This window comes from Streptococcus infantis, from assembly GCF_047464615.1.
Taxonomy (GTDB): domain Bacteria; phylum Bacillota; class Bacilli; order Lactobacillales; family Streptococcaceae; genus Streptococcus; species Streptococcus infantis_Y.
In genome coordinates this window covers 65,992-91,292 of sequence record NZ_JASHBO010000003.1, presented here as the reverse complement: position 1 = coordinate 91,292, position 25,301 = coordinate 65,992, and the positions used below count along the sequence as shown (strand labels likewise).

At 39.5% G+C, this 25,301-nt stretch carries 22 protein-coding genes and 1 pseudogene; 10 read left to right on the top strand and 13 right to left on the bottom strand.

The window, feature by feature from the left end; genetic code table 11:
• Window positions 1-50: 50 nt before the first annotated feature.
• A complete protein-coding gene (locus QM450_RS02580; RefSeq protein WP_414319565.1) occupies window positions 51-452 on the bottom strand; it encodes a hypothetical protein in 402 nt (133 codons plus the stop codon).
• Between the two features lie 527 nt (window positions 453-979).
• Between QM450_RS02580 and QM450_RS02575 the strand changes: the two genes are divergently transcribed.
• Window positions 980-1,843, top strand: coding sequence for a helix-turn-helix domain-containing protein (locus tag QM450_RS02575; protein WP_414319564.1), 864 nt, complete (start codon window positions 980-982; stop codon window positions 1,841-1,843).
• Between the two features lie 51 nt (window positions 1,844-1,894).
• Here QM450_RS02575 and QM450_RS02570 read toward each other — a convergent pair whose 3' ends face one another.
• Window positions 1,895-2,521 (bottom strand): LysM peptidoglycan-binding domain-containing protein, encoded by a 627-nt coding sequence (locus tag QM450_RS02570; RefSeq protein ID WP_414318133.1) that lies wholly within the window; start codon window positions 2,519-2,521, stop codon window positions 1,895-1,897.
• Window positions 2,522-2,762: 241 nt separating this feature from the next.
• On the opposite strand from QM450_RS02570, the gene sdaAB reads away from it, so the two are divergent.
• Genes sdaAB through QM450_RS02555 form a run of 3 tightly spaced genes read left to right on the top strand, consistent with a single transcriptional unit; the run spans window position 2,763 to window position 4,980 of the window.
• Complete coding sequence (sdaAB, locus tag QM450_RS02565; RefSeq protein WP_001191178.1) at window positions 2,763-3,434, top strand: L-serine ammonia-lyase, iron-sulfur-dependent subunit beta; 672 nt, start codon at window positions 2,763-2,765, stop codon at window positions 3,432-3,434.
• Between the two features lie 8 nt (window positions 3,435-3,442).
• Complete coding sequence (gene sdaAA, locus QM450_RS02560) at window positions 3,443-4,315, top strand: L-serine ammonia-lyase, iron-sulfur-dependent, subunit alpha (RefSeq protein WP_414318132.1); 873 nt, start codon at window positions 3,443-3,445, stop codon at window positions 4,313-4,315.
• Window positions 4,316-4,338: 23 nt separating this feature from the next.
• Window positions 4,339-4,980, top strand: a complete 642-nt coding sequence (locus QM450_RS02555; protein ID WP_414319563.1) for an HAD hydrolase-like protein — start codon at window positions 4,339-4,341, stop codon at window positions 4,978-4,980.
• Between the two features lie 86 nt (window positions 4,981-5,066).
• On the opposite strand, the gene QM450_RS02550 is transcribed toward QM450_RS02555, so the two are convergent.
• From QM450_RS02550 to QM450_RS02540, 3 genes are all read right to left on the bottom strand, one after another.
• Entirely contained in the window at window positions 5,067-5,483 is a 417-nt protein-coding gene (locus QM450_RS02550; protein ID WP_414319562.1) for a DUF805 domain-containing protein, read from the bottom strand.
• A gap of 261 nt (window positions 5,484-5,744) precedes the next feature.
• The gene (locus QM450_RS02545) at window positions 5,745-7,595 is read right to left on the bottom strand and encodes a polysaccharide biosynthesis protein (protein ID WP_001035795.1); all 1,851 of its coding nucleotides are present in this window, start codon (window positions 7,593-7,595) and stop codon (window positions 5,745-5,747) included.
• Window positions 7,596-7,664: 69 nt separating this feature from the next.
• A complete protein-coding gene (locus tag QM450_RS02540; RefSeq protein ID WP_414310782.1) occupies window positions 7,665-8,495 on the bottom strand; it encodes a glycosyltransferase in 831 nt (276 codons plus the stop codon).
• Window positions 8,496-8,713: 218 nt separating this feature from the next.
• Here QM450_RS02540 and QM450_RS02535 point away from each other — a divergent pair, with 218 nt between their 5' ends.
• The 6 genes from QM450_RS02535 (at window position 8,714) to QM450_RS02510 (ending at window position 15,702) form a co-directional block, all read left to right on the top strand.
• Window positions 8,714-9,880, top strand: a complete 1,167-nt coding sequence (locus QM450_RS02535; protein WP_414310781.1) for a CynX/NimT family MFS transporter — start codon at window positions 8,714-8,716, stop codon at window positions 9,878-9,880.
• Between the two features lie 212 nt (window positions 9,881-10,092).
• Window positions 10,093-12,690: a hypothetical protein gene (locus QM450_RS02530; RefSeq protein WP_414319561.1), complete on the top strand. Its 2,598-nt coding sequence runs from the start codon at window positions 10,093-10,095 to the stop codon at window positions 12,688-12,690.
• A gap of 160 nt (window positions 12,691-12,850) precedes the next feature.
• Window positions 12,851-13,177: a PadR family transcriptional regulator gene (locus tag QM450_RS02525; protein ID WP_000273853.1), complete on the top strand. Its 327-nt coding sequence runs from the start codon at window positions 12,851-12,853 to the stop codon at window positions 13,175-13,177.
• Window positions 13,164-13,757 (top strand): DUF1700 domain-containing protein, encoded by a 594-nt coding sequence (locus tag QM450_RS02520; RefSeq protein WP_414310779.1) that lies wholly within the window; start codon window positions 13,164-13,166, stop codon window positions 13,755-13,757. Before QM450_RS02525 ends, QM450_RS02520 begins: the two co-directional genes overlap by 14 nt.
• On the top strand, window positions 13,750-14,697 hold the full coding sequence (locus tag QM450_RS02515; RefSeq protein ID WP_414310778.1) for a DUF4097 family beta strand repeat-containing protein: 948 nt from the start codon (window positions 13,750-13,752) through the stop codon (window positions 14,695-14,697). The genes QM450_RS02520 and QM450_RS02515 overlap by 8 nt, the downstream gene beginning before the upstream one ends.
• A gap of 30 nt (window positions 14,698-14,727) precedes the next feature.
• Window positions 14,728-15,702, top strand: a complete 975-nt coding sequence (locus QM450_RS02510) for a DUF6574 domain-containing protein (RefSeq protein ID WP_414310777.1) — start codon at window positions 14,728-14,730, stop codon at window positions 15,700-15,702.
• Window positions 15,703-15,806: 104 nt separating this feature from the next.
• Here the strand turns inward: QM450_RS02510 and QM450_RS02505 are convergent, their stop codons facing one another.
• The 8 genes and pseudogenes from QM450_RS02505 to QM450_RS02470 form a co-directional block, all read right to left on the bottom strand.
• On the bottom strand, window positions 15,807-16,667 hold the full coding sequence (locus QM450_RS02505) for a DUF4299 family protein (RefSeq protein WP_414310776.1): 861 nt from the start codon (window positions 16,665-16,667) through the stop codon (window positions 15,807-15,809).
• A 123-nt stretch (window positions 16,668-16,790) separates the two neighbouring features.
• Window positions 16,791-17,777 carry a rhodanese-related sulfurtransferase gene (locus QM450_RS02500; protein ID WP_414310775.1) on the bottom strand — a complete coding sequence of 329 codons (987 nt, stop codon included), beginning with the start codon at window positions 17,775-17,777 and terminating at the stop codon, window positions 16,791-16,793.
• A 132-nt stretch (window positions 17,778-17,909) separates the two neighbouring features.
• Window positions 17,910-18,523: pseudogene (locus tag QM450_RS02495) on the bottom strand (lysostaphin resistance A-like protein); the annotation flags it as partial.
• Between the two features lie 334 nt (window positions 18,524-18,857).
• Window positions 18,858-20,324, bottom strand: coding sequence for an ABC transporter substrate-binding protein (locus QM450_RS02490; RefSeq protein WP_414319560.1), 1,467 nt, complete (start codon window positions 20,322-20,324; stop codon window positions 18,858-18,860).
• Window positions 20,325-20,433: 109 nt separating this feature from the next.
• The gene (locus tag QM450_RS02485; RefSeq protein ID WP_001074703.1) at window positions 20,434-21,354 is read right to left on the bottom strand and encodes a carbohydrate ABC transporter permease; all 921 of its coding nucleotides are present in this window, start codon (window positions 21,352-21,354) and stop codon (window positions 20,434-20,436) included.
• Between the two features lie 13 nt (window positions 21,355-21,367).
• Window positions 21,368-22,297 (bottom strand): ABC transporter permease, encoded by a 930-nt coding sequence (locus tag QM450_RS02480; protein WP_001032156.1) that lies wholly within the window; start codon window positions 22,295-22,297, stop codon window positions 21,368-21,370.
• Window positions 22,298-22,501: 204 nt separating this feature from the next.
• Window positions 22,502-24,382, bottom strand: a complete 1,881-nt coding sequence (locus tag QM450_RS02475) for a beta-N-acetylhexosaminidase (RefSeq protein ID WP_414319559.1) — start codon at window positions 24,380-24,382, stop codon at window positions 22,502-22,504.
• The gene (locus QM450_RS02470; RefSeq protein WP_414319558.1) at window positions 24,376-25,245 is read right to left on the bottom strand and encodes an ROK family protein; all 870 of its coding nucleotides are present in this window, start codon (window positions 25,243-25,245) and stop codon (window positions 24,376-24,378) included. The genes QM450_RS02475 and QM450_RS02470 overlap by 7 nt, the downstream gene beginning before the upstream one ends.
• Between the last annotated feature and the right edge of the window lie 56 nt (window positions 25,246-25,301).

Genomic DNA, 25,301 nt, shown 5'->3' with positions numbered 1-25,301 from the left:
GGATGAGCGAACATGCTCACCCCCAAATATACAAACCTATATTCTAGCTCTTAATACTCATCAGGACTCCATGAACCGCTGGTTTGAACTTTAACATATGTTGAGAACCCTGTCCATCCACCCAATCTAAGATTAGATCCTTCTGCATCTGATGGACTATTATAATTCAAATAAATCCTATCTCCACTGCCTGCAGAATATGTATGTGTCATTTGAGCGTCACCTCTAAAAATAGCACAGTGCATTGTATAACCACCACCGATTGATGTATTATTATTTACTCCTCTTGATTGATTTGTTTTATATAATGAGTCAGTCACTGTACGACCTCCGAATCTCGGCATAATCATATCGTAGTCCGAAATTTCTCTAGCAGAGACAGCCATTGCACCAATCATTAACGTAGCACATATACTTGCAAATAACTTTGTTTTAGTATCTGGTTTTTTCATTATTACAATCCAATCCTTTCGCTCCACTTACGACACAATACAAAATGAAAAACATGTTGTATTGTATTGTTTTCTTTAATTTGGGATATGATATACTTTCTGTGAAACCAAATATGATAAACTAAAAATCAAAATTATAATGAATTCAAATTTATAGAATAACTACCTTAAAACGAAATTAACATTCACAGAAAATCTTATGTAATCACTAAATAATCCATTGGACTCACCTTCCTTTCATTTTTACAACTAGCGCATTATATCGGCCATTTCCATGGGAAAACCGTAGCAATGCTGAATAAGAAAGCAAGAATAACTAAAAAGCGAAAAACTTTTTTATTCATACTTTTTCCCTCCTCCCTGTATTTTGTATATACAGTATACCTCTTCTTTACTCTATTTTAAAATTAGTTAACTTTTTTCACACAATATTTTAGTTTTCTTTTTTACTATTCCTGTTATTATGATACAATATTTTTAATAGGATTTTATTATTTGTTAACTTTTTTCACGAAAAGGAGAAAATTATGCGTTATGATTTCGGAAAGGTCTATAAAGAAATACGCGAGTCAAAAGGATTGACCCAAGAAGAGGTCTGTGGAAATGTCATCTCAAGAACCAGCCTATCAAAGATTGAAAGCGGCAAGGCAACTCCCAAATATGAAAATATGGAATTTCTTCTCCGTCAAATCAATATGAGTTTTGAAGAGTTTGACTACATCTGCCATCTCTATCAACCGAGCCAACGAACAGAAATCATGCAAACTTATCTCAATATGACTTCTATCATTGGCAGTAGTAGTCTAGTTAATTTTTTTGAAACATGCCAAGACTATCTCAAGACCCACTACGACCTGCCTATAGAAGAAATAAGGGATATGCTAGAAATTGTCATTCATATCCGTCAACATGGTACAGAGCAACTGTCAAACCAAGTAAAACAGACTATCACAAAACTTTGGGAAAAAATTGAAAAACAAGATACATGGTATGAGAGTGACCTGAAAATCCTCAATACCATTCTTTTCAGTTTTCCCATTGAACACCTCCATCTCATCACTGGAAAAATATTGCAACGCTTGGAAGTCTATAAAAACTATCAACATTTATATGAATTACGAGTGGCAATCCTACTCAATCTGTCCACCATCTACTTGTACAATCAAGATAAAAATACCTGTCAACAAATCTGCTACACCTTACTAGAGGACGCTAAGAAAAAGAAAAGATACGATATTTTGGCAATCACTTATGTTCGAATAGGTATTTGCACTGGTAATAATCATCTTATTCAAAAGGGCTTCTCCCTTATGGAGTTAACTGATGAAACCTCAATGCTATCTCACCTCAAAAAGGAAGTAGAGACCTGTTATCAAGCAAAGGAAATATAAAAAAGTCGAGGAAATCCCTCGACTTTTGCATCTTATTTTGTTCGTCAGTTCTTAGTACCAACCGTTGTTAAGCCAGAAGTTCTTAGCTGCAGTCCATGAACCGTAACGTCCTGCAACGTAGGCATCTGCTACACGTTCTTGGTTTTCAGCTGAGTAGTCACCGTTCAAGTATGAATCTGTCAATTGGTAACGTCCGATGTAACGTCCGTTTGTAGCTGTGTAGCTACCGCCTGATTCTTTTTGAGCGATCCATTCTTTAGCTTCTGCTTCAGATCCGCTTACAGTTGAAGTTGATGATGAAGTTTCTGTTGTAGCAACAGTTTCTTCTGCTACAGTTACGCTTGCTGCTGGTGCTTCATAAGTTGTTGTTTCAGTAGCTGCAAGTGCTGCTACTGGAGCTTCTGCTGTCGCAGCTGAAGTAGTTGAAGTTGCTGGTGCTTCACCATCAATAACCAATACTTGGTCTACATAGATCAAATGAATATCTTTAATCTTATTTTTTTCTGCCAATTTTTCAACAGTTGTATTGTATTTTTCAGCGATTCCTGATAGAGTGTCACCTGATTTTACTGTGTAAGTTGTTGTTTCTTGTGCAAAAGTAAGTGATGGTGCAAGGAAAGCAAGCGCTGCTGCTACTCCTACAAGTCCTGTTTTAATTTTGTTAGTTGTTGATTTCATATTAAAAGATTCTCCTTCTTTCTTATATTTCCATCATACCCTACTATTATTACTGTTTCTTGACGGTTTTATGTAGAAATGTTACAAGACTATGTTTTATTTCACTTAAATAGCCTCTTTTTGTTACAAAAGGCTTGATTTTATAGGCTTTATGGGGATTTTAGATATTTTATCATGGAATTGAGCGCTTGTATCTAATCTTTGATATAATAGAGTTAAGAATCTTTTTAAGGGGAAACAGATGCAATCACTTCGTTTTCAATCTGTCTTTGATATCATTGGCCCAGTCATGATTGGCCCATCTAGTAGTCACACGGCAGGAGCTGTTCGTATCGGTAAAATCGTCTCTTCTATCTTTGACGATACTCCAACCGAGGTCGAGTTCCAGCTTTTTAATTCTTTTGCAAAAACCTATCGAGGGCACGGAACTGATCTCGCCCTTGTCGCTGGAATCCTGGGAATGGACACAGATGATCCAGAAATTCCAAATAGTTTAGAAATTGCCCATAAGCGTGGAATCAAAATCGTTTGGACCATCCAGAAAGACAGTAACGCTCCTCACCCAAATACTACGAAAATCACTGTTAAGAATGAGCACAAGACCATCAGTGTGACAGGAATTTCAATCGGTGGTGGAAATATCCAGGTAACAGAGCTCAATGGCTTTGCCGTATCCCTCAACATGAACACCCCTACCATTATCATCGTTCATCAGGATGTTCCTGGTATGATCGCTCACGTAACAGAGGCCCTCTCTCGCTTTGACATTAACATCGCCCAAATGAATGTAACCCGAGAAAAAGCTGGTGAGAAAGCCATTATGATTATCGAAGTTGATAGTCGCAACTGTGACGAATCTATCGAAGAGATTCGTAAAATTCCTCATTTGCATAATGTCAATTTCTTTCAATAGGAGAAAATATGTTTTACTCTATCAAAGAATTAGTCGAACAAGCCGAACTTGATTTTCAAGGCAATGTTGCTGAGCTCATGATTACGACCGAGTTTGAGCTAACAGGTCGTGAACGTGAAGAAGTTCTCCTTCTCATGGAGCGCAACCTTGAAGTCATGAAAGCTTCAGTTGAGCTTGGTCTTAGTGAAAAAAAATCTCGTAGCGGTTTGACAGGTGGAGATGCTGCCAAGCTTGACCACTACATCAAAAAAGGAAAGACCCTATCAGACTTCACTGTCTTGTCTGCAGCCCGTAATGCTATCGCCGTTAATGAACACAATGCCAAGATGGGACTGGTCTGTGCAACACCTACTGCTGGTAGTGCAGGCTGCCTTCCAGCCGTTCTCACTGCTGCTATTGAAAAGTTGGATTTAACCCATGAGCAACAACTAGACTTTCTCTTTGCTGCTGGCGCTTTCGGGCTCATCATTGCTAACAACGCTTCTATCTCAGGAGCTGAAGGAGGCTGCCAAGCAGAGGTTGGCTCTGCTTCTGCCATGAGCGCCGCTGCTCTGACCTTAGCTGCTGGAGGAAGTCCCTATCAAGCTAGTCAGGCCTTGGCTTTTGTCATTAAAAATATGCTCGGTCTCATTTGCGACCCTGTTGCAGGCTTGGTTGAAGTTCCTTGCGTCAAGCGTAACGCTATGGGAGCAAGCTTTGCCTTTATCGCAGCCGATATGGCCCTAGCTGGTATTGAATCCAAAATTCCAGTTGATGAGGTCATTGACGCCATGTATCAAGTAGGTTCTAGCCTACCAACTGCCTTCCGTGAAACTGCTGAGGGAGGCCTCGCTGCCACACCGACAGGCCGTCGCCTTCAAAAAGAAATCTTCGGCGAATAATTTCAAAATAACTAGGAGAGTATATGTCATCAATTTCTGCTATTTTTTTCGATTTAGATGGAACACTCGTGGACAGTTCTATCGGCATTCACAATGGTTTCACCTATACCTTTGAGCAACTGGGAGTGACAAGTCCGGATGCCAAGACTATTCGTGGTTTTATGGGTCCTCCGCTAGAAACCAGCTTTGCCACTTGCTTACCAACTGAGCAGATTGAGCAAGCTATCCAGCTTTATCGCTCCTACTATAAGGAAAAGGGTGTTTACGAAGCCCAACTCTTTCCACATATCAAAGATTTACTCGTAGAACTAGCTGAGCATTATCCTCTCTATATCACTACTACGAAGAATACACCAACCGCAGTTGACATGACTAGCAATTTTGGGATTGACCACTTCTTTGATGGCATTTATGGTTCAAGCCCTCAAGCCCTACACAAGGCAGATGTCATCCGTCAAGCTTTGACAACTCATAACTTGGAGCCAGAAAAAGTTGTTATTATCGGAGATACCAAGTTTGATATGATTGGCGCCCAAGAAACTGGCATTAAAAAATTAGCGGTTACTTGGGGATTTGGCGATGAAACGGAGCTCATGACCTATCATCCTGACTGGATTGCTCACCACCCAACAGACATTTTACAGCATCTACAATTAAAACGTTAAACAAAAGACTCCCAGCCTAAAAGTTAGGTTTGGGAGCTTTTTGTCTGATCATAATGAGGAGAATGACATTCCCCGTATTCGTCCAATTATTCAAAAGGGGAAACTTCTTCGCTTTCAACTTCTTTAGGTCTATTGATTGTTACTATTTCTACTTCCTTACTTGGCATCGCTAGCAGAACTAATAGAGCAAAACGTCCGACCATTGGAACAAAGTGAAGGAAGATAAAGGCCCAGTGGAAACCTCCATCACGCAAACGTCGAATCTTTAACGCTAAAGTAGGCAACAAAAGGAGTAGAGCCAAAATGGCATAAATACTGACAACCAATATAACTAAAGTAAAGTTCAGAGAAGGCCCTTGGTTTATCTCATTATTGAAGATAAGAATATACAGGGGTAGGAACAAGATATGATTCATCAGCCAAATCCACCAATACTCTGAGCGTGTTGAACGGCCTGTAAAATCTACATAACCTTTAAAGAAATTCTTATATGCGTTAATCATAAGTTACTCCCTATTTTTTTAATTCATACGAAATGAAAATGAAAGAGCAAATTAGAAAGTTCGTTATAAACCATATCTAAGTACAGTCAAACGATGCAGACCTCATTTACTTTGATTTTCAAATAGTGTAAATTTAGTTTACCATAAATGTTCAACATTGACAAGTTTGTTCAAAAATTGGTAAAGGAGTAGCAGTTATCAATAAAAGGTATGATTCCACTTACCTCTAACATGAAGCTAGGAATCATACCTTTATCTTTTTTAATGAATGTGAGTTGTTTCGTTAGCAAAACCGATAATAGCTTGCTTCAACTCTGAACCTTGCAAAGCACGGAATTCTTCAATCTTTTGATTGATGACTTCAAGTGGCATGACATTAACCTTACCAACAAAAATCTTATCCATGACTTGATTATCAACTAATTCAGTAGATACCAACAACTCCTCATAGAGTTTCTCACCTGGACGAATCCCCACTTCTACAATCGGAATTTCATTTTCAGTACGTCCACTAAGAAGAACCATTTTCTTGGCCAAATCATAAATCTTAACTGGTTTTCCCATATCAAGGATAAAGACTTCCCCATCTTTAGCATAAGCTCCTGCATGGATCACCAAACGGCTAGCTTCTGGAATGGTCATAAAGTAACGAGTCATACGGAAGTCCGTCACAGTCACTGGACCACCCTCTGCAATCTGACGCTCAAAAACTGGAATCACACTACCACGGCTACCAAGAACATTCCCAAAACGAACCGCACAATAGGTAGATTGACTACGCTGGTTGAATCCTGTAACAATCAACTCTGCCACACGTTTGGTAGCTCCCATTACGTTTGGTGGATTAACGGCCTTATCGGTCGAAATCATAACCATCTTCGGTACCTTAGCGGCGTCAACTGCCTTGGCAACATTGTAAGTTCCGAGGATATTATTTTTAAAGGCTTCTTTTGGATTACGTTCCATCATTGGCACGTGCTTATGGGCAGCAGCGTGGTAAACAATGGCTGGTTGGTACTGCTCAAATACTTGAAGCAAGCGATCGTAGTCTTGGATGTCTGCAATCACAGGAACATAGTCAATTCCTTGGAAGCTACGAATCAATTCATGATAGATCAGATAAATAGAGTTTTCCCCATGACCCAAGAGAACCACGCGCTCTGGATTAAAACGACTAACCTGACGGCAAATTTCAGACCCGATAGAACCTCCTGCACCTGTCACCAAGATCGTTTTTCCAGTAATTTCTGAGCCTAGGCGTGACTCATCTAGTTGAATTTCTTTACGTCCCAAAAGGTCAGTAATATCGATTTTTTGGAAACCACCTACCTGAGGATGCAATCCTTGTACAACCGACTCAATCTTGGGCATCTTATAACACTTCAAGCCAAGTTGGTTACACATTTTTAGGATACGCTCATACTCGGATGGATCAAGAGAAGGAATCGCAACGATAACTTTTTCAATCTGATGACGTTTAGAGAGTTCTGGCAACTGTTCATAAGATCCTAAGACTGGGATTCCACCTAGTTTTTGACCTTTTTTCTTTTCATCATTATCCAAAATACCCACTAACTCAAGATCACTCGTAGGATGTTGGTAGCTGTTCATAAAGAGAGCTCCACCGTCTCCCGCACCAATCAAGAAGGTACGACGATGTTCCCCTTCTCCATCACCCTTTTTGCGTCTTGAATAGATCAACTGCCAAGTAATACGTGGGAGCAAGATCAAGAAGGTGCTGAGCAAGATAAAGAGAACGATGAAACGCACAGAGAAAAGTGGCAAGAAGGCATAGCAAAGGAGATAGGACAAGACACTGCTGACACTTACTCCGATGAATATCTTCATAAAGTCTGTGATTTTGCTATAACGACTAATGCTAGCATTGAGCCCCCAGAATCCAATCATGATTTGATAGAAAAGGAAGGTCAAGCTTGTATAGATGACATAGTCCACAGGAGCTGGATTGATCAATCCATAAAACAAGATGTAAGAAACAATGATTGAGGAAATCATGCTGGCAGCATCAAAAATCCCCCAAAAGACTTGTTTTTGTTGTTTATTTAACACTTCAACCAGATCAATTACATAATCTGTCATTTTTTTATTCATGTGAATGGTATCCTCCTACACAAAATCACATTTTCTAGTAATTACAAGACATTTTTTTAAACTAATTAGCTATTTACTTTTTCTCAATAGTTTTAAAAAGATAAACTGTCGGACAAAGCCTGGACATAGGGCAACGACAACTTGGATTAAAACACTTTTCAGATACTCACCATAAGAAATCTGTCCACGCGCGTGCATTCTTTGACGTGCCTGACGATAGAGTTTAAGATAGCGAAGGCCACCACGGCGTTCAAACATCCCTGCTCCCACGCGTACCTTACAAAGAATCTGATCCACATTTCCAGTCCGAGCACCAGCACTAATCATATTGAGCCAGAGCAAATCGTCTTCCATATAGAGCCCATCTTCGTAGTTACCTGCCTTGAGAACCATCTCTTTTTTAAACATAACAGTCATGTGATTAAAAGCACTTCTCATACGTTGGTAGGCGATAATCTCTTCGTGCTTAATCGGCACACGACGGTAAGAAACAATTTCATCAGGTTGATTGATGAATTCTGCAATATGACCGCCTAGTAGATCCAATTTCCCCTTTTCCATCAAGTCAAACTGTTGCTCGAAGCGATCTTCAACAGCAATATCATCCGTATCCATACGGGCAATGACATCATACTGACACTGCAAAACACCATACTGTAGTGCCAAGCCCAGACCACGGTTTTGCTCCAGTGGACAACGTTTGATTGGAATACTTGACTGTGCTACCAATTTTTCCAACACTTGATAGAGTTCAGGTGTCAATGGACCGTCTTCAACGATAACCACTTCACTAGGCTTAAGCGTTTGATGTAAGATACTCTCTACCGCTTCTTCTAGAAAGGTAGGATTTTCTTTGATATAGACTGACATCAAGACACTAAATTTCCGATTTTCAGACACAGTTTTTCTCCAATGTATATATTTTCTTTCACTATTTTATCACAATTTTTCAGACTTTCCTATTTTTATTTGAATCCCAGAAAAAAACTAGTAAATATATTGTCCTTATTTTCTATGATTTCTATCGGCTACGTAGCGAATCACGTCAGGTCAACTTGACATCTTTAGGAAAAAAAATTAAAATAAGCTGTTATCAAAATCAGCTTATTGAGGTGCACATGAACAAACGATCACTCTTTTTTATTCTAGGAATTATCTTAATCGGAGCGGTCTTAAGAGCTCCTTTCACAGCTTTACCAACTGTTTTGGGAGATATTGCCCAAGATTTAGGCGTGGAAGTTAGTTCACTTGGTGTTTTGACCAGTCTCCCTCTCTTGATGTTTGCCCTTTTCTCCTCTTTTGCGACGCGTTTGGCTCAAAAGATTGGACTTGAGCATCTTTTTACCTACAGCCTCCTCGTCTTAACCATCGGTTCAGTGATTCGTATCTTCAATCTTCCCCTTCTCTATCTGGGAACCTTACTCATCGGAGCAAGTGTCGCTATTTTTAACGTACTTCTTCCTAGTATGATTCAGGCAAACTACCCACAAAAGATTAGCTTCCTGACAACGGTTTATGTGACGACTATGGGAATCGCGACAGCACTAGCTTCCTACCTCTCTGTACCCATTACTCAGGCAACATCTTGGAAGGGGCTGATTCTCTGTCTGTCCATGGTCTGCCTGCTAACCTTATTGGTCTGGTTCCCCAACCATGGCCACAATCATTTTCTAGAAGGGCATGAAGAGAAAAAAGAAAAAGAGAATATCCTAAAAAGCAAGCAAGTTTGGGCTATTATTGTCTTCGGTGGACTTCAGTCCCTACTCTTCTATACCAGCATGACCTGGTTACCAACCATGGCCATCAGTGCAGGGCTAGCTCATACGGATGCCGGACTTCTGGCTTCTATCTTTTCACTAATTAGCATTCCCTTCTCCATGACCATTCCAAGTTTAACGACGCGTTTGTCAAATCGTCACCGTCAAATCATGTTAGCAGTCATCTCTCTGGCTGGTATGTTAGGAATTGCTATGCTTTTATACCCAAGTAGTAATTTCTTTTATTGGCTGATGGCTCACCTCTTGATTGGCACGGCCTGTAGCGCACTTTTCCCCTATCTCATGGTTTGCTTCTCTATTAAAACAAGCTCGCCTGAAAAAACGGCTCAATTATCTGGACTTGCCCAGACCGGTGGTTACATTCTAGCTGCCTTTGGACCAACTCTCTTTGGTTACAGTTTTAACATGTTCCAGTCTTGGGTTCCAGCGGTACTGATTCTTCTAGTAATTGATATCATCATGACAATCGCCCTCTTTATGGTGGATCGAGCGGATAAAATCCTTTAGAAAGTTTTTAGAAGTTACCACAAACAAACACACTTTGAAAGCCAGACTGAGTCTGGTTTTTTTGTATGAGTATATATTTAAAAAGCATCATACATATACTAGGAGAAAAATGTGGTTTTTGATATAATAAAATATGTAGAAACTAATTAAGAAACGAAAAGGCAGATTAGTTTTAACTAGCAATAATTACTATTTCAAAGTGAGGACATAGTATGGATGAACAGAAATACAATTTGGAACAAAGTATAGCAGAGTTAGGTAAGCTCCTTGACTTATCAGCAGAGGAGACCGATAAGACTGCCTGTGAAGCTCTAGCAAAAAAAGCAAAAATAATTTATGAGAAATTTCCAGAATATGAAGAGATTGCTTTGCAGTATGCCAGGATTTTGCTCATTTTATCTACCAAGCAGACTGTGTTGAAGGAACTGGAGACTACTGCTGAAAAATTAGAGAATTTGCAACAAAAATTCCCTAAATCGAATGATATAGCTTTGCACTATGCTAGGTTTTTGTTCATTTTATCAAGCAAGCAATCTGTATTAAAAGAACTCGAAGCTACTGTCGAGAAATTACAGAGATTGCAGCAAAAATTTCCTGAATCGCATGATATAGCTTTGCACTATGCTAAGATTTTAGTTAATTTATCAATCGAGCAGACTGTGTTGAAGGAACTCGAAGCTACTGTTGAGAAATTACAGGAATTACAGCAAAAATTCCCTGAATCGCATGATTTATCTTTGCAGTATGCTAAGATTTTAGCTAATTTATCAATCGAGCAGACTGCGTTGAAGGAACGGGAGGCTACTGTTGAGAAATTACAAGAATTGCAGCAAAAATTCCTTGAATCGCATGATTTAGCTTTGCACTATGCTAGGTTTTTGTTCATTTTATCAAGCAAACAGACCGTGTTGAATAAACTTGAGATTGTTGCTGAAATATTAGAGAATTTGCAACAAAAATTCCCTGAATCACATGATATAGCTTTGCCGTATGCCCTGGTTTTATTTAATTTATCAAATAAGCAGACTAAGTTAAAGGAACTAGAGACTACTGCTGAAATATTAGAGAATTTGCAACAAAAATTCCCTGGATCACATGATATAGCAGAAGCATTTGCTATGATTTTGTTCAACTTATCAATTAAGCAGACTGTGTTGAAGGAACTAGAGACTACTGCTGAAATATTAGAGAATTTGCAACAAAAATTCCCTGAATCACATGATATAGCAGAAGCATTTGCTAGGACTTTGGTCCTTTTATCGTTCGAGCAGACCGTATTGGACGAACTGGAGACTACTGCTGAGAAATTACAGGAATTGCAGCAAAAATTCCTTGAATCGCATGACATAGCTTTACAGTATGCTAGATTTTTGTTCGTTTTATTAATCAAGCAGACCGAGTTAAAGAAAATCGAGGCTACTGTCGAGAAATTAGAAAAATTGCAGCAAAAATTTCCAAAATCCGAAGAAATTGCTTTTATATATAGCACGGTCTTAGCAAGCTTATTTGAACACCAAACAGAGTTAAGCGAACGTCTGCAAACCACAAAAATAATTAAAAAACTCTATGAACAGTTCTCCAAATTTATGTTACAAAATTTTGATGATCTATTTTTTCATGATGATAATGTTTGTTATAGAGAGGAGTACAAGCTATTCAACTTTATCCTAAAAGAAGGTCTTTTAAAGAATACTAAATATGCTATTTTACAAACATGGGTAAAACGTTATAAAGAAGACTCGAGTGAACTAAAGAACTTGCTATCTATTTATCAACTTGTTCAAAAAATCAAGTATCAACTTGGGCTAAAAGACGAAGATAAAAATCAGATGCTTAAATTCGGCCACTACACCAAGGGAAGCACTCTCCAAATTATGTTAGATCAAGAGGAGAATGAAAAGAAGAAAAGTACTTTTTCGGTATCTGGGAAAACTCGCTTGTATAATGCTAATTATATGAATGATCCTGAAGAAGGAATCGTCATAGAACAGATATTAGGTTTAGATAGACGAGATATCTTAGAACCAAGCTCATGGTTTTTAATGAGTTTTACAAACAAAACGGATGATCTGGCCATGTGGTCCCAGTATGGTGATGATGCCAAAGGTGTTTGTCTAGTACTTCGTGAAGATGATTTTTCTAGATTTACTTCCTTCAATGATGTTTCGTGGCGTCAAGAAAAAAACATTTTAGAATTCTCTGATAAGATGTATTTACTGAAATCTGAATTAAATAGTGGTTTTGAAAAATCTATCTCTCGGAGTGAAAGCGAAAATTCAGTCGATACTGTTAATGATGAAGGAACTGAACCGAATTCTGTAGAAAAAGCTAGTGATTCAAAAGGGAATCGTGATTATCTCTACCGAATTGCCTATGTTAAGCATATAAAGGAAAATTTAAAACTAGAACGAACTGAACTATTTGAGAAGTCGGAAATAGAAGAATTAGAAAAATTGTTGAATAGTTTAAAAGAAAAACTAGATATCGGTTCAAAAGTCACGGAGGAGAACTATCAAAATGCTATTTCTGAATGTATCGAAGAAATTCGCTACTTATTTAAATCTGTCGATTACAAATATGAAAACGAACTGCGCATCTTACGCTATGCTAATCTAGACCCAAGTAACGATAAAATAAAAATTGATAAAGAATCTGGAATTGGTAAACTTTATGTAGAACGGGAAAACCCAATTCAAATTGAGAAGGTAATTTTTGGTCCTAAGTTTCCAAATCCAGAATATGTAACGCCTTTACTGAAGCTATTGGATAATGATATCAAATATAAAAAATCTACGATAAAATTCAGATAAATTTCTCAGAAAATCCTCTAATCTTCTAGTTTTCACTAGAAGATTTTTTATATATAAAAATTTTACACATATTACTTGACAGGGCTTACATTTAGATGTATGATGTATGTGTAGAATAATTATATATAAAATTTTTACATACTAAAAAAGGAGGTGCCCCATGTATTTTCCAACATCATCGGCCTTGATTGAATTTCTCATCTTGGCCATCCTAGAACAAGGGGATTCCTATGGTTATGAGATTAGCCAAACCATTAAACTCATTGCCAAAATCAAGGAATCTACCCTCTACCCCATCTTGAAAAAACTGGATACCAACCGCTATTTGACTACATACTCTCGCGAATACCAAGGTCGGATGCGGAAGTACTACTCCTTGACAGAAATCGGAGAGGAGCAACTCTTTGTCCTTCGAGAAGAATGGACACTCTACACTGACACTATCAACGGCATCATAGAAGGGAGCATTCGCCATGACAAGAACTGAATATTTGAATCAGCTTGAAGCCTATCTGATGAAGCTTCCTCAATCTGATCGCATTGAAGCCATGGATTACTTCAAAGAACTCTTTGATGATGCGGGTCCAGAAGGTGAGGAGGAGCTTATCGCTAGCCTGGGAAGTCCAAAAGAAGCTGCCCATGATGTCCTGACTACACTTCTTGATAAGAAAATCAACGAAGAAAATTCCAGTAAGAACGACCGCCATATTTTACGCATCGCTCTACTAGCCCTTCTTGCAGCCCCTATCGGAATTCCAGTCGGAATTGCTATTCTCATGGCTATCATCGGGATTTTTATCGCTGCTGTCAGTATACTTATAGCCTTCTTTGCTGTATCAGTAGCTGGACTAATCCTAGGAGGCGTTCTCCTATTTGAAAGCTTCTACGTTCTGGCTGAATCGACATCTGCTTTTGTACTGATTTTTGGTGGAGGTTTACTGGCAATCGGAGCTTCGTCTCTAGTCTTACTAGCGACTTCCTATGTAGCACGTTTCTTTGGATTACTAGTCCTTCGACTTATCCAATGGATTCTTAATAGAGGAAAGAGAGGTGAAAGACATGCGTAAATGGACAAAAGGATTTCTTATCTTTGGTGTTGTTACCAGTATCATCGGTTTTTCAATGATGATCATCGGCATCCAAACAGACGGAGTCAGAAGCCTCCTTGCAATGTCTCAAAATCCAGTCTTTGAAAGTCGAATGGAAGAACTCGTTTTTGATCAAGATATTGAAAATCTAAACATCTCACTAACAGAACATTCGCTCGTCATTACGGAGTCAAATGATGATAAGATTCACCTCCAGTATCATCCAACCATCTCTGAAAAAGAAAATCTTCAACACTCTATCAAAGAGAAAAGTCTTGAAATAACTGACACCAAGTCTACTACACGTCGCTCTATAGGTTCTAGTATCGAAGGTATCCTCTTTATCGCAAGCGGAATTTCTAGCCGCAATGATGAAGTTGTTCTCTCATTACCAAGAGGAAAAGACTTAAAAAATCTAACTGCCCAGGTAAACCATCGTATCCTTTCAATTGCTAATGCAAAACTCAGCAATGCCAAGATTCTGTCAAATGGATATCTCCTTCGTATCACTGATAGCGAGATTAAAAATAGCCAACTGATCACAACTGGAATTGTCAATGTATTTGAAACCAGTCTAACAGATAGCCGCATCCAAGCAGACCATGAACATATCTCTGCTGAGGATATTCAAGTACATGGTAAGGTAGAGCTAGAGTCAAAAAAAGATATGGTCATCAAGCTAGCTAAAAAAGAACTTGAGAGAATTAATGTAGAACTTTCTTCTGACCATGGTTCCATCTATCATCGTAGTCGGGAAGGATATAATCCAAACGAGGAAAACAAGGAAGATGAAGAATTCTCAAATCCTTACAAAGTAGAGAAAAAAGATACGCAAGATTTACTTGTCGCAAAAGCTGGTCAAGACATCAATCTACCAAAAGAGGATGTTCGCTCGCCTTCTTATAGACATCATGAATAAAAAGTTACTAATCAAAAGGGAGGTCTCATCATGACTCAAGAATGGTTTGAAAGTGCTGATTTAGATAAAACAGCCATCAATGATAAAAAAGAAAGTCCATCTGACCCAGTCATTCCCGAGGAAGAACTAAAAGAAAAAGAAGAGTTGCCAGTAGTCGAGGAAAATTCCCAAGCTATTCCAGAAGATAAGGATGCTGATTTAGAAAAAGTAGAGGCTGAAGAACAAGAAGCTGAAGAAGAAGAACTGGCAACAAAAACAGACAAGTCAGAAAAACCTGTTAAAGAAGTTTCTCAGACAAGCAAACCTTTAACCAGCAAATCTTTGGAAAGCCCATTTTTACCAGACCCTACACCTACAAAAACTGCAATCTTCAAAGAAGAACTGGCTGATTTTTGGACCTGGCTACTAGGTGCTCTGAAAGAGCCGACAGCTCGTTTTGATACAGATAAAAAACATAGTTATAATGCCTTTGCACTCCTAACTATCTTTTCTGCTACGAGTTTCCTCTTTACTGTTTACCATGCCAAACATAGCTACTACGGCCACATGGCAAGTATCGATGCCAACTTCGTGGAACAATTCCCATCTCTCAATCTCTTTTCTATCTTCTCTATCTTAGTAGCGACAAGCCTCTTCTTCTTTTCTATCCTTATGGGTGGATTCGTAGTCAAACGTTTTGTCGATCAGGACAGCGATTGGACACTGGAAAGAGCCTTTCAAGAGTATGGCAGGATCTTCGCCCTTCCTATCCTACTGACAGGCGTCGCTAGCTTCTTTGCCTTCTTTAATGGCCTACGCTTTGCGGCTCTTCTCTGTCTCATTAGTATTGGTATGCTCCTACTTGGCAACCTCTACATCATCTCAAGACCGAGTAAGGATAGCTCAACTGATCCCTTTTATCGCCTGCTCTTGGCTGTCCTCGTCAACGGAAGCGTCCTATTTCTCTTCTTCCTAGCAGAAATGGCACTGGTTTCTGATTATCTCCGAATCCTAGCTTTTATGTAAGATAAAATCCTGTCACTCTGACAGGATTTTTTGTGTACACAAAAAGCAGACCAAACGATCTGCCTTATCACATTATTTAAAACTGGTATCCTTCATATATGCCTCTAGTTACCTTTTACTAAGTTCTCAAAATCTTCCCCCAAAACAGGTCCTACCACTATTTGGTTAGCATCCAAATCCTGACAAAGTTCCTTTGGAAGAACTTCTAAGAAGGTTTGATAATCCAGTCTAGCTACTGCTTCATAGTCTTCAGGCTTAGAACCATCTCCAGAGATTTTTACCAAGTCAATCTCCCAGACAAGGTCCTTACCAGCCAACTGCTCAACATAAGGCACAGGAACAACAGGACCTTTCGGCAAAATAGTCTTAACCCCCTGAGCCAGGTGATAGATGCCATGAACCTTACCCTCACTATCTGGGTAGAATTTCACACTTGCAGGGTAGGCATCTGACCCTTGAACCCTCTTAACTAATTCTTCAAAACGTGCCAGTCCATCTTCTTCTAGGAAACTTTCTAAATCCTTCTTATCAAAGTAAACAGGTGAAAGAATTCCTTGGCAAAAGGCCAAACGAGCAGCCTTATCCGCTAGATAGCTCTTAACCGTTTCTTGAAAATAGTTTTCCAAATCAAAGTCTGCCAAGCCTTCAACTGCTTCACCAACCTTGCTAGACAAAGCCCGCAAGAGCCCTTCTACAACCTCCCAGTCAGCTCTTGTAATTAAGTCAGGAATGATCACTTGATAGCCTTTTTGAGCATCTAGATATCGAACTTTAAAGAGAAATTGAGACTTACCTACGATTCCACACTCGATATACTCAAGGCGATTGAGAGGTTGACGGAGGTAGATAGCATCATAACTATGCGATTCCAAGCCATCTACTAGGGCCAAGACTGACTTAGCTGTTAAAATCTCCTGTTGTCCTAAAATACTTTGTTTATTTGGAATAAAAAATGTTTTCACCATAATGGTCTCCTTTGAAATCGTTTACATATAGTATACACCATTTTCCTGAAAGATGCAGAAACAAATTTAAGATTTTTTAGTCAAAAGCATAGAAAAACAGCCCTTTAGGACTGTTAATGTTTATTATACAACTTCAGAATGGTCTAAACTCTCACCTATTGCTGCTAAACGCTCGATGACTTGATCTTGTGTCAATTCATGTTCTAAAACATAGCGATTACGTGGGTGAACACGACACTCGTGTGAGCAACCACGAAGATATTTATCTTCGTTGTCTTCTGATGCCAAGATACGGCGGTTACAGAATGGATTTCCACAGTTGACATAGCGTTCACATGGTGTTCCATCAAACCAGTCTTTGCCTACAATGGTTGGATTGACATGGTTGACATCGACTGCAATACGCTCGTCAAAGACATACATTTTCCCATCCCAAAGTTCCCCTTGAACTTCTGGATCTTTACCATAAGTGGCGATTCCTCCATGCAATTGACCGACATCTTTGTAGCCTTCACGAACCATCCAACCTGAGAATTTCTCACAGCGGACTCCACCTGTACAGTAAACCACGACACGCTTGTCCATGAATTTTTCCTTGTTATCACGAACCCATTGTGGTAACTCACGGAAGTTACGAATGTCTGGACGGATAGCCCCACGGAAGTGTCCAAGGTCGTACTCATAGTCATTACGAGTATCAAGGACCACTGTATCTTCGTCTAGAAGAGCTTCTTTGAATTCTTTTGGAGACAAGTAAGCACCTGTTGTTTCAAGTGGGTCGATGTCGTTGTCAAAGTTATCATCCTCTAAACCAAGGTGGACAATCTCTTTCTTGTAGCGAACAAACATCTTCTTGAAGGCTTGCTCACTTTCTTCGTCAATCTTGAACCAGAGGTCTTCCATACCTGGGAGGCTGTGAACGTAGTCCATGTATTTTTGCGTTGTTTCGTAGTCTCCAGAAACGGTTCCGTTGATCCCTTCGTCTGCGACTAGGATACGACCTTTGAGGCCGATTGATTTACAGAAAGCCAAATGGTCTGCAGCAAATTGTTCCGCATTTTCAATTGGAGTATAAAGGTAGTATAGTAAGACACGAATATCTTTTGACATAAGATTAATTCTCTTTTCTAAGATTAAATTATCAGAATTTTTCATTCAACTATACCAGTATACTCCCCCAAGAAAGCGAATGCAATTTATTTGACCGAAAATTGAAAACAAGACCCAGTTTCAGATCTTGTTTCAGCTAAATATTCGATGAAGAAAGGTTACCAAAAACGGCAAGGTAGCTACGATATTATTGATAACATGAACTGCATAGCTAGGATAGATACTCTTGGTATAGCGAGTTAAACCAGCACAAAAGATTCCAAATGTCGAAAAAACAAGAATATCCAGTACACTGGGAAAACTTGAAAAGTGAGGAAGAGCAAACAAAAGCGAAGGAAGAATCAGGTCAAGCCCAAATTTCGAATCTTTAAAGAAGGCATGTTGGAACAAGCCCCTATATATCAACTCTTCCATCAGAGTACCTAGGAAAAATAAGGTCAAGTAGAGACCCAACTCAGCAAAATTTGTCTCACTATAGCCAATCAACACAGCCCAACCTTCAGAAGTTGATTGTACATGTCTAGCTGTTTGGAAATTAAAAGTTATAAGGAGTACAGCTACAAGAACTGTTAGTAGTCCATACCACAACCATTTTTCTTAGGAATGACAAAAAGATAACCATGGCCTGTCTTGATTAAAATCCCTATCATGATGCTAATAAAGACAAGACTGATAAGGTTTCGGATCCAGAAAAAATTGCCAATCTGAGAAGAAAATTGCCAGTAGTTTTGAACCTTAAGTGTTAGCTAATACTCAATGAAAATCAAAGAGCAAACTAGGAAACTAGCCTCAGGCTGTACTTGAGTACGGCAAGGCGACGCTGACGTGGTTTGAATTTGATTTTCGAAGAGTATAAGAAAGCCCATATACGAAAAATAAGTAGGATAAGATTGCACTGATTTTAAAGAATGGATGGTATTTTTTCATATGTCTATAACCAATGTTAAATGTTAGAACAAATCTCTAAACAAAAACACAGAATATGCATTTATTATAAAAAGAATCACCACCTTATCTGGAAAGCACCAGACAAGGCAGTGATTGCAATTTTTAGGAATGAATACACGAAATCAATTATTCTTATGATTTTTTGCTTTTCAAGAATTCGTCGTATTGTTTTTGCATTTCATCCAATACTTTTTGGTAAGCACCTTCAGATTTAAGTTTTTCCATCAATTCTGGAATAGCTTTTTCTGGGTCTACAGTACCAGTGTTGATAGCTGTATCGAATTGTTGCATAGTGTTAGTGATAGCTGAAATTTCAGATTTCACGCTGTCAGTGTTAAAGATGAATCCAAGAGCTGGAGATTCTTTTGCAGTTTCCAAGTCTTTCTTAGATTGTGCGATTTGCTCATCTGTAACGTTTTCGTTGATGTAAAGGATCCAGTTGTTACCAGTGTTCCATCCTGACATGTGAGTGTTTCCTTTGTATCCATCAAGGACACGAACACGGTTTTCTTTACCTTCAACTTTTTCCCAGTTCTTGCCTTCTGGTCCATAAACAAGTCCGTTCAAGAGTTCTGGGTTAGTGTTCAAGAGGTTCAACACTTCCATTGCTTTTTCTTTGTTCTTAGAGTTGTTTGAGATTACAAAGTTAGCAACTTGAGTTGTTTGGTTTTTCTTGATGGAGTTAGTAAATGGTTTGATTTGGATGTCTCTGTTAGCAACACGAGAAAGCAAGCTGCTACCGTAGTCAGCTGGTCCTACTGTTTCTTCGCGAACAAGCCAAGTATCTTGAGTAAGGTCATATGAAGTATCACTAGTTGCTACGTCTTTTGGAATGTATCCTGCTTCATAGAATTTGTGAAGAGTCTTCAAGTGTTCTACAAAACGAGGAACTTCGTAACGGTTTACGATCTTAGTAGTGTCACCTTCAAGGTCGATGACGAATGGAAGTCCGTTTGCAACTGGGTAGTCAAAGTTTTCTGATGGGATAAAGTTTTTACCAACAGCAAATGGCATTACATCTGGAGCTTTTTCTTTGATTTGTTTCAATACTGGTTCAAGTGTTTCGTATGAAGTTACACCTGAGATATCGATTCCATATTTTTCAAGAAGTGGGCCGTTGAAGGCAAAGTTTTGTGAAGATGCAACGTTGGCTGCAACTGGAACTGCATAGATCTTACCGTTTACAGTGTTACCTTTGATGTAAGCTGGGTCAAGTGCTTTGTAAAGATCAGCTCCTTCTTTCTTGTACAATTCTGTCAAGTCAGCATAAGCACCCTTTTGAGCGTTTACAACGTAGTTATCTGCAAATGCGATATCATAGTTTTCACCTGATGAAGTGATAACTGACATTTTCTTGCTGTAGTCACCCCAACCAAGGTATTGGATATCCAATTTAGCGCCAACTTTTTCTCCGATGATTTTGTTTGCATTTTCTAGCAATTCATCCAAGTTATCTGGTTTGTCACCGATTTGGTACATTTTGATAACAGTTGTATCACCTGATGATGATGATTCAGCAGCTTTTTGGTTATTTCCTTTAAGGTTTCCACAAGCAGCAAGGCTAGCAGATGCAAAAGCATATTTTTTCCAGTTTTTCATTATAAAAACTCCTTTTTTTATTTTTAAAGTTATTAACAAAATTAGATTGTTGATTTTCCTTTGTCAGAAAAATCAGAGTTAGAGAAGAAACATTGTTTCTTAGACTTCCTTACTCTTTAACACCACCGATAGTCAAACCTTTTACAAAGTAACGTTGGAAGAATGGGTAGAGGATCGCAATCGGAACAGTCGCAACTACGACCATGGCCATACGACCTGTTTCTTTTGGTAGGGCAACCGCAAGTTGTCCTGACATACCAACTGACTTAGCAATGTAATCCATGTTGTTTTGAATTTGCATGAGCAAATATTGTAATGGATACAAGTTATCACTCTTGATGTAAAGAAGGGCGTTAAACCAGTCATTCCAGAATCCAAGCGCTGTCAATAATGTGATCGTTGCGATACCTGGTAGTGACAGTGGCAAACAGATTTGGAAGAAGATACGAGCTTCACTAGCTCCATCGATACGAGCTGATTCGAGGATTGCTTCTGGGATGGTTTTCTTGAAGAAGGAACGCATCAACATGATGTTGAATGGTGATAGAAGCATTGGAACAATCAAGGCCCAAATAGTATCACCAAGGTGAAGCAATTGAGTCACTACGATATAGCCTGGTACCAAACCAGCGTTGAACAACATACTAAGAAGAGCAAAGATTGTAAAGAATTTACGATACTTAAATGTTGAACGCGAGATGGCATAGGCGTAAGTTGTCGTGATAAAGACGTTTGTCAATGTACCGACAACTGTCACAAATACTGAGATAAAGAGCGCTTGTAAAATCTTATCTTTGAACTGAGCCAAGAACTCAAAACCATCTAATCCAAACTGTGATGGGAAGAAGCTATATCCATATTGAACGATACTCTTCTCATCTGTAATTGAGATAATAATGACAAAGATGAAAGGCAAGATACAAGAGAAGGCCAGCAAACCAGAAATGATACTAAAGAAGATATCTGCTTTCTTGCTGAAGGAGTGTATGCCAACATTATCAATTTTTTCTTTTTGAATTTTTTTTGCCATATGCTCCTCCTTTCTAGAATAGTGCTGAGTTAGGATCAACACGTCTTGCAAGTAAGTTTGATAGGATAACCAGAATCAAACCGACGACTGACTGATAGAGACCAGCTGCTGAAGCCATACCGATGTCTGCTGTCTGTGTCAAACCATTAAAGACATAGACGTCCAATACGTTTGTTACGCTATAGAGCTGACCAGCGTTGTGAGGGATTTGATAGAAGAGACCGAAGTCTGCACGGAAGATGTTTCCGACTGCAAGGATGGTCAATACTGTCACAAGTGGTGTCAACTGAGGGATGGTTACGTTGCGAATACGTTGCCATTTGCTAGCACCGTCCACTGTCGCTGCTTCGTAGTAAGTTGGGTCAATACCCATGATAGTTGCGTAGTACATAACACTACTATATCCGAAGCCTTTCCAGATACCTAGGAAAAGGAGGAGGTAAGGCCAGATACTGATATCAGCGTAGAAGTTAATACCCTTCATCCCGAGAGCTTCTAAGGTGTGATTGATAAGCCCTTTATCGATATTTAGGAAAGCATCTGTAAAGAAACTGATGATAACCCAAGATAGGAAGTACGGGAATAACATAGAAGTTTGGTAGATTTTAACCATTTGCTTAGAGCGAAGTTCACTAAGGATAATGGCAATCCCAACCGATACGATCAAACCGATAAAGATAAATCCAAGGTTGTAAAGGACAGTGTTTCGAGTGATGACAAAGGCATCTTTTGAACTAAATAAGAATCTGAAGTTATCTAGTCCAACCCATTTACTATTTATAATACTGTGGACGAATCCTTCACCAGTCATATGGTAGTCTTTGAAGGCAACCACATTTCCAAATACTGGGATGTAGAAGAATAAGATCAACCAAAGTGTCCCTGGTAAAACCATTAAGAGAAATATCCAATTATCTCTCAAAGTTTTTGAAAACTTGTTCATAATTTCCTCCCTTTTTATTTTTCTAAAACTTGATAATCTCACAATTTTTAGGCTTGATAACGTTTACAAAAATAGTATACTCTTATTTTAAGGATAGTTTAAACTACTAATTATAGAAAAAACTCCACAAATTATTTTATGTGGAAAACTTTTTTATATAAGAAGGATGTTTCACGAGAAACTTTCTTCCTGAATAGAGTTTTTCTAGGTTGTATAAATGGTCGAAGCTGTCGCAATGGTATGCCATTGGTTGGCTGTTGTTGCTGCGAAGTCCTTGTCTCCGTAGAAATCATTAAATGGCAAGATGTCTACTTCTAGTTCTTCGATGCGGTCAATTTGACCAGCAAGATAAGCCTCGATACGACTTTCTGCTCGCTTGATCCGCTGCAAGAGTCCACCCATACGGATGTCCACTGTATCCAAGCCAAAGACCTTGTTCTCTTTTAGCCATTGTTGGCTAAAGAGCTTGTGGAAGTTTTCAATCTCGCTTCGGAGTTTTGGTAATTCTTCTCTAGCAACTTGTTGCAAGCTCTCTTTATTGCCTGATTGATAGGCTTGACGGATACGTCGTCCCACATCAACCTTGCTACTTAAAATAGCATTCAACTGAGCCTGCGTTTCAAAGAGATAAGTGTAGACGCCTGCTTTTTCTTTAATAGTAGCAAGAGTCTCAGCTGCTTGGGCAAAGTGTGGTTTGTCCTGTTCAGGTGTCATGTGCTTGTCAAGAATTGGGCAGAGAACATCCTGATAAAAGACATAGCGGTTGGGGTTAATTCCACTGAGATTGTCTGGCAGGTCAGGCAAGAGGTTTGCCAAATCAAGCTGCATAAAGTCCTCAACGGATAATCCTGCATTGGTCTTGAAATGAGCTGATAGACGTTCTAAATCATTGCGGTAGCTGAGTTCAGCCCAAATTTGCAAGCTTGGCAGAATCGAGAACTGGGCTGTTTCACCACCATTATCCCCCCAGCCAGTCACAATGACTTCTTTGATCTGATTAGCACGGCAAGCTTTGTTGGCTTCGACTGCAATGAGACGGCTGAAATGGTTGTGGGGCGTAAAACCAATCCACTTCCAGGCACCACCTGCAAAGGCGATATCCTGGCTGAGCTTGTGGTGATTATTAAAGTTACGGTTGTATTTTTCTTCGCTATCCTGATAATAATCCCAGTAAACCAAGGTCACACGGTCTTTGAGACGGTCAAGATAAACGCGTGTTTCTTCTGGAATTTCCACCTCACGGTCGTACTGGCCATCTGCTGACATGAGCTTGAAGAACATATCACTCCACATCTGGCAGTGGAAACCGTACTTATCGGCAATATCCAGCACGCGCTCCAAGTGTTGACACATAAGGAGACTACGGTCCACAATACCGTTCAAGATAAGGTAGCGTCCCAAACCAACCAAGTGGGCTTCATCCATCCCGATGTTGACCTTGCGAGTTTGTAGTTTAGATAACGTCGCAAACATACCGTCAATCAGGTCGTAGACTTTTTCTTCACCGATGAGGAGGATATCTTCTACATCGCGGAGTTGCTGCACTTCCTTGACACCCCATTTGACAAAGGCTGATAAGTGAGCCAAGGTTTGGATGCAGGGGACAAAAGTCATGTCAAACTGCTGGGCGTAGGCTTCAATTTCCTGTAACTCTTCAGCAGAGTATGCTCCACGAAAATAACCAAAATAGGGCTGCCCCTCGATTTGATAAGTGTCTTCCATGTAGAGCTCAAAAGTTGAATAACCCATGAGAGCCAAGACTTCAATCATCTGTTTGGCAGATGCGACATTGAGCACTGCATTTCGCGAACAGTCTGCCATGTAAGCCAAATCCTCATAAGCAGCTTGTTCTTCAATCTCTACCTTGTCACCTTCTGCTAAAGCTGTTGCGAGGACAGACAAGGCACGGTAGAGTTGATGAGGTTTACGGTAGGTCAGTTGATACTGCCCATTCTCACCCTTGATAGAGATGGAGGCTTGGTCAGATTGAGCGACTGCCACCTCTACATCCGGTAGGGAAATGTGATTTTTTAATGCTTCGACAGATTGGGATTGTTTGGGACTAAGTCCTGTAAAACTTACCATTGGTTTTCCTCCTGTAACCAGTTGACAAGGGCACCGTAGAGATTGGCATCTGCGTGATAGGTGCAGGCTTGAATGACTGGAGCAATTGTATATTCTTCATATCTTTCCACAAAGGAGTCTACTGCTTTTTGCACACCCTTGATAAAATCAGGGTTCTGACTGATAGAGCCACCTAGGCTAATCACATCTGGATCAATGAGATACTGGATATTGAGCAGTCCTTGAGCAAGATTACGATTCATCCGCTCAATGGCTTCCTGGCAAAGATCATTGCCGGCTGCCGCTTCTTGGTAGATCTTACGGCCATCCCAGTCTGACTGACCTGATTTTTCAATCACATAACGAACCATGTTTCCTGTAGAAGCTAATAGTGACCAATTGTTGAGTTTTTCTGCTGGTTCGATGGTTGTCATATAACCAAACTCTCCACCCAAGCCATGACGACCACGGTGAAGCTTGCCATTGATAATCATAGCCCCACCGATCCCAGTACCAATCACGACACAGGCTGCATTTTCAATCTCAGGATGAGCTAGCAGTTCACTGAGCCCAACACAGTTGGCATCATTTTCTAGATGGATTGGAAGCTTGTGATGAGCAAGCGCTTCATACCAAGAAAATCCATGAATGTAAGGAATGGCACTAATCCCCTCAATCACTCCTGTTTCTTGGTTAACTGCACCTGGCACACTCATAGCAATCCCACGATAGTCTTGTTCTGACAAACGTTGATCCAACCAAGCAAGCAACTCTTCTAGAGTCTCTGGCGTTGGTGTGCTGATCTTATCTAAAATCTTTCCATCAGGAGTTAGACTAGCAAACTTAATCCCAGTCCCTCCGATATCAATCGTTGCAAGGGTCATTGCTTTTACCTATAAAAAGGAGCGAGTCAGTAGTTAGTTCTTACTTTGTCGCTCCT

Coding starts and splice junctions, on each gene's coding strand:
- QM450_RS02580 (WP_414319565.1), bottom strand. CDS start 452: ATGAAAAAACCAGATACTAAAACAAAGTTATTTGCAAGTATATGTGCT.
- QM450_RS02575 (WP_414319564.1), top strand. CDS start 980: ATGCGTTATGATTTCGGAAAGGTCTATAAAGAAATACGCGAGTCAAAA.
- QM450_RS02570 (WP_414318133.1), bottom strand. CDS start 2,521: ATGAAATCAACAACTAACAAAATTAAAACAGGACTTGTAGGAGTAGCA.
- sdaAB (WP_001191178.1), top strand. CDS start 2,763: ATGCAATCACTTCGTTTTCAATCTGTCTTTGATATCATTGGCCCAGTC.
- sdaAA (WP_414318132.1), top strand. CDS start 3,443: ATGTTTTACTCTATCAAAGAATTAGTCGAACAAGCCGAACTTGATTTT.
- QM450_RS02555 (WP_414319563.1), top strand. CDS start 4,339: ATGTCATCAATTTCTGCTATTTTTTTCGATTTAGATGGAACACTCGTG.
- QM450_RS02550 (WP_414319562.1), bottom strand. CDS start 5,483: ATGATTAACGCATATAAGAATTTCTTTAAAGGTTATGTAGATTTTACA.
- QM450_RS02545 (WP_001035795.1), bottom strand. CDS start 7,595: ATGAATAAAAAAATGACAGATTATGTAATTGATCTGGTTGAAGTGTTA.
- QM450_RS02535 (WP_414310781.1), top strand. CDS start 8,714: ATGAACAAACGATCACTCTTTTTTATTCTAGGAATTATCTTAATCGGA.
- QM450_RS02530 (WP_414319561.1), top strand. CDS start 10,093: ATGGATGAACAGAAATACAATTTGGAACAAAGTATAGCAGAGTTAGGT.
- QM450_RS02525 (WP_000273853.1), top strand. CDS start 12,851: ATGTATTTTCCAACATCATCGGCCTTGATTGAATTTCTCATCTTGGCC.
- QM450_RS02520 (WP_414310779.1), top strand. CDS start 13,164: ATGACAAGAACTGAATATTTGAATCAGCTTGAAGCCTATCTGATGAAG.
- QM450_RS02515 (WP_414310778.1), top strand. CDS start 13,750: ATGCGTAAATGGACAAAAGGATTTCTTATCTTTGGTGTTGTTACCAGT.
- QM450_RS02510 (WP_414310777.1), top strand. CDS start 14,728: ATGACTCAAGAATGGTTTGAAAGTGCTGATTTAGATAAAACAGCCATC.
- QM450_RS02505 (WP_414310776.1), bottom strand. CDS start 16,667: ATGGTGAAAACATTTTTTATTCCAAATAAACAAAGTATTTTAGGACAA.
- QM450_RS02500 (WP_414310775.1), bottom strand. CDS start 17,777: ATGTCAAAAGATATTCGTGTCTTACTATACTACCTTTATACTCCAATT.
- QM450_RS02490 (WP_414319560.1), bottom strand. CDS start 20,324: ATGAAAAACTGGAAAAAATATGCTTTTGCATCTGCTAGCCTTGCTGCT.
- QM450_RS02485 (WP_001074703.1), bottom strand. CDS start 21,354: ATGGCAAAAAAAATTCAAAAAGAAAAAATTGATAATGTTGGCATACAC.
- QM450_RS02480 (WP_001032156.1), bottom strand. CDS start 22,297: ATGAACAAGTTTTCAAAAACTTTGAGAGATAATTGGATATTTCTCTTA.
- QM450_RS02475 (WP_414319559.1), bottom strand. CDS start 24,382: ATGGTAAGTTTTACAGGACTTAGTCCCAAACAATCCCAATCTGTCGAA.
- QM450_RS02470 (WP_414319558.1), bottom strand. CDS start 25,245: ATGACCCTTGCAACGATTGATATCGGAGGGACTGGGATTAAGTTTGCT.